This window comes from Gemmobacter sp., from assembly GCF_016792925.1.
Lineage (GTDB): Bacteria > Pseudomonadota > Alphaproteobacteria > Rhodobacterales > Rhodobacteraceae > Gemmobacter.
The window spans coordinates 1-4,589 of record NZ_JAEULU010000195.1 but is presented as its reverse complement, the minus strand read 5'-3'; the positions used below and the strand labels follow the sequence as shown (position 1 = coordinate 4,589).

Here is a 4,589-nt window from a genome sequence, read left to right as displayed (position 1 = left end):
GCTGGGCGGCCCGCTGCGCGGCGATCTGACCAATACCGACAGCGGCAGGGCGACGCTGAACGGCGATGTGACCGGGCGGGTGTCCAATGCGGGTACGCTGGTCAGCCGGGGCGATATTTCGGGCCGGCTGACCAATAGCGGCACGGTCCGGCTGGGGGGCGATGTCGGCGGCGTGCTGCGCAACCAGCGCGGCGGCGCGGTGTCGCTGACCGCCGATGTGACTGCGGGCAGCGTCAGCAATTCCGGGCGGATGGTGGTGGGGGACGCCTTCACCCTGACCACGGATGAAACGCTGCGCAATGGCCGGACCGGCACGCTGACGGTGCGGGGCGAGGTTACCAGCGCGGTGCAGAATGACGGGGTGCTGACCCTCGATGGCGGTGCGATTGGCGGCGCGCTGCTGTCTGGCGGCACGGTGACGGCCTCTGGCGTGTCGTCGGTGGGGGGCGTGTTGCGCCTGACTGATGGCAGCGCGACGCTGGCCGAGGGCGGGCGGCTGACCGCAGAGGATGGCTTTGCCATCGGGCGCGGGGCCAGCTTCACCTCTGCCGGGGATCTGGTGGGCGATCTGCGCAATGCGGGCCGCTTCACCCAGGTTGGCGACATTCGCGGCGATGTGGTGAACCGGGCCAGCGGCACGCTGGATCTGGAGGGCACGGTCACCGGCAACCTGCAAAACAGCGGCACGGCCGTGCTGGCAGGCCGGGTCACCGGCGATCTGACGCAGGCGGCGGGCAGCCTGAGCCTTGGCGGCAATCTGGCCGTGGGCGGCACCTTCAGCACTGCGAGCAATCTGGAGATCGGCGCGGGCCTTGCGGTGACGACGACGCGCTATCAACTGGCTGAAGGCACGCAAACCCTTGTGGCCGGTCGGCTGACGGCGGCCGAGGGGATCGTGAATGACGGCGCGCTGACCCTGACCGGGCGCGGCACGGTGACGGGCGATGTGCTGAACAATGACCGGCTGACCCTGCGGCGCCGCAGCACGCTGAACGGCGATATTACCGGCGGCGTGATCAATGTGGGGGCCAATGCCACGGTGAACGGCGCCATCATCAACGCGGAAGAGGTGACCATCGGCGGGGTGCAGGTCGTCGGCAGCGGGGCCGTCACCGACAATATCACCCTGGAGGAGTTGCGGGTCACCCGGATGATCGGCAACAACACCAACCTGGCCTTTGATCTGGAGCTGGACGATGCCGCCCCCGGCGCCGTGCTGAGTGACCGCATCATCGCCGATGACGGCGTGGCCGGAACGCCGGATGTGAGCGGCTCGTTCAACCTGGTCTTCAACTTCGACGATGACGTGGAGGTGTTGCAACCTGCCGGGCCGATCCAGCTGATTGCCGGGCAGATCGACCCGGATGCCCGCTTCACCGTCGATTTCGCCAGTATGGAAATGCCGGGCAATGGCCTGTTCGATTTCACGCTGGATCAGGACAATGCCACCGGCGTGTATCTGGAGACCACGATCGACCGCGACATCGTGGCGCTTGGCGGCAGCGTGGCGCTGTCGCAAAGCGTGATCGGCGCGCTGGTCAACCGCCCCACCAGCCCCTTCACCGTGGGCCGGGCCATCGAGGAGGAGAAGAATTGCGCGCCGGGTGGCTGGGCGCGGGTCACCGCCGGTCGCGTCGATGCCAGCGGCACCTCGACCTCGGCGGGGGCCTCGCCGGAAAGCAATGTCTCGGCCAGCTATTCGGGCATCCAGTTCGGCGGCGACCTGTCCTGCTTCAACGGCGCCATCGGCGGCTGGGACATGGCCTTCGGCGTGATCGGCGGCATGAACCGGGGGTCTGGCACGCTCAGCACCACGCCCTCGGGCAAGATCACCAGCGCCGTGGTCAGCCCGACCAGCACCAAGTTCGACCAGACCTATCTGGGTCTCTATACCACGGCCTCCAAGGGCAATCTGGTGGCCGATCTTCAGGTGCGCAGCGAGGACACGACCTTCACGCTGAACAATGCCAGCATCGGCAACACCTCGCTGACCGATGCCAAGATGGACACCAAGGCCACCACGCTGTCGGGCTCGATCTCGGCCAGTTTCCCGATCAAGGAAACCGGCTGGAATGTGGTGCCGACGGCGGGCTTCATGATCTCGCGCGCGAAGACCAACACGCTGACCTTCGATGCCGATACGCTGGGCAACCGCTCGACGCTGGATATTGACGATCACACCATGAAGCTGGGCTTTGCGGGCCTGTCGGCCTCGACGGTGAAGATCGCCCCCAGCGGCAATGCGGCCACCAGCTATTTCGTGACCGGCACCTATTACAAGGATTTCTCGGACGAGCTGACCTCGACCTTCACCAGCCCGACCTTCGATCTGACCGAGCGGCTCAGCTCGCAGACCCTGGGGTCTTATGGCGAGATCAGCCTGGGGATCAGCTATCTGAAAATCCTCGACACCACCTCTTCGGGCGCGGCTGCCAAGCAGTTCAACGCGTCGGTGCGGGTGGACGGGCGCTTCAGCGGGTCGATGGACAGCGCGGCCATCACCGGCCAGGTGCGCTGGCAGTTCTGAGCCGGGCGGCCGGGGCGGCGGCTGCGGAGGTCACGCTTGACCTTGGCCCGCCCCAGCCGCACTATCCGCGCATCCCGCATGGCGCGCGCGGCCCGCAAGGGTTGGGCGCGTTCCTCGTATGACAGATTGGACGGCGATGTCTTTGTTCAGCAAGGTGGCCTGGAAAGAGGGCCTTTTCCTTCAGCCCCAGCATCTTCAGCAGGCCGACCGCTATCTGGAAAACCTGATCGACGCCCGGCTGCGCCGGGTGCGGCCCTATCTTTGGGGCTTTGCCGATCTGGTGATCGACCGCGATCTGGCACAGCAGGGCAAGATCGGCCTGCGCCGGGTCTCGGGCGTGATGCCGGATGGCCTGGCCTTTGACGCGCCGGGGGCTGGCCCCTTGCCGCAGCCGGTGATCTGCCCGGAGGATGCGGCGGGGCAGTTCGTCTGGCTGACGCTGCCCGAAGCCTCGCCCAATGGCCGCGACATCGGCCCCGAGGAGGAGGGTGGCTCGACCCGCTGGCGGCTGACCTCGGAAAGTGTGGCCGACAATGCGGCGGGGGCGCGGACCGAGCATCTGGTGGAAATCGCGGTGCCGCGGCTGGAGCTGGCGATTCGCCGCACGCCGCGCCCCGGCTACCAATGCCTGCGCATCGCCCGCATCCACGAGATGCGCGACGGGGTGATCGCGCTGGATGACGGCGTGCCGCCGCCCGCGCTGATCCTGGGGGCGCATCCGGTGCTGGGCGGCTATCTCAGCCGGGTGCTGGGCTGGGTGGAGGCCAAGCTGGAGACGCTGGCGCGCTATGCCGCCGATCCGTCCTCGGGCGGGGGGATGCAGGCCACCGATTACCTGATGCTGATGACGCTGAACCGCGAGGTGAACGGCTTGCGCCATCTGGCGGGGCTGGATTGCGTTCACCCGGAGGAGCTGTATCTGCGGCTGGTGGGGCTGGCGGGCGAGCTGGCCACCTTTGACAATGGCAGCCGTCTGGCGGCGAAATATCCGGCCTATGACCATGCCGATGCCAAGGCCAGTTTCACGCCGGTGGTGATGGATATTCAGCGCGCGCTGTCGCGCGATGTGGGCCGCGCGGTGCGGCTGCCGCTGCGCATGGTGCGGCAGAACTCCTATCTGGCGGAGGTGGCCGACCGCAACCTGTTCCGCGAGGCGACCTTCGTGATCGAGGTGGAAAGCGCCAAGCCGCTGGCGCAGGTGATGTTGCAATTCCCGCAGCTGTGCAAGGTGGGCCCCAACACGCGGATGAGCGAGATCGTGAAGAACAACCTGCCCGGCATCGGGCTGGTGCATCTGCCCAATCCGCCCCGGCAGATCCGGGTTGTCGCCTCGAACGTGTATTTCCTGCTGGACCGCAACACGCCCCTGTGGTCGGAGTTTTCCAGCGCCCCGGCCATCGGCATGCATTTCGCGGGCGACTGGCCCGAGCTGAAGCTGGAATTCTGGGCGATCCCGGAAAAGCTGTAACGCCGGGATGCTGTGAGAGCGGGCCGGTGCGGCCTGCGACGAGAAAGACCCAACGGCCCGCCTGTCCTCGCGCGGGTCAGAGTGCCGGGAGGGCAGGACCATGGCTGGAGGCGATGATCGCGACAAGACGGTGATCGGGGGGGCTTTGCCGCCGATCCCGGACCCGCGCCAGCCTGCCGCCCCGCAGGCCCGTCCGCCTTTGCCCGGCGATGATCCTTTCGCGCTGCGCAGCCCGCCTGCCGCCGCCGCCCCGCCACCCGCCTATGCCGCGCCGCCGATGCCGGGGGCCGAGCGCACGGTGATCGGCGGTGCCATGCCCAGCCCGGCTCCGCAGATGCCGCCGCCCGCCGCCGCCCCGCAAGCCGGGGGCTGGCCGCAAGCCCCGGCGGCGCCGGGTTGGCCGCAAGCGCCGCAGCCGCCGGCCGAAAACACCTGGGTCGGCGGGGCCTTGCCGTCGCAGCCGGGGCCGGGCATGGCGCCGCCCTCCTATCCGCCTTACAACCCCCCGGCCTATACCCCTCCGGCGCAGCCCTATGCGCCGAATCCCTATGCGGCGCCCAATCCCTATGCCGCGCCCTATCCGCAGCCGGGCAT

At 68.3% G+C, this 4,589-nt stretch carries 2 protein-coding genes and 1 pseudogene; all 3 read left to right on the top strand.

What is annotated here, in order from left to right:
* A partial coding sequence (locus JNN06_RS09170; RefSeq protein WP_291239285.1) for a hypothetical protein occupies positions 1–2,527 on the top strand: 2,527 nt, incomplete at its 5' end.
* Between the two features lie 136 nt (positions 2,528–2,663).
* A complete protein-coding gene (gene tssK / locus JNN06_RS09165) occupies positions 2,664–3,995 on the top strand; it encodes a type VI secretion system baseplate subunit TssK (RefSeq protein WP_291239284.1) in 1,332 nt (443 codons plus the stop codon).
* 100 nt (positions 3,996–4,095) lie between these two features.
* A pseudogene (locus JNN06_RS09160) lies at positions 4,096–4,589 on the top strand (hypothetical protein); the annotation flags it as partial.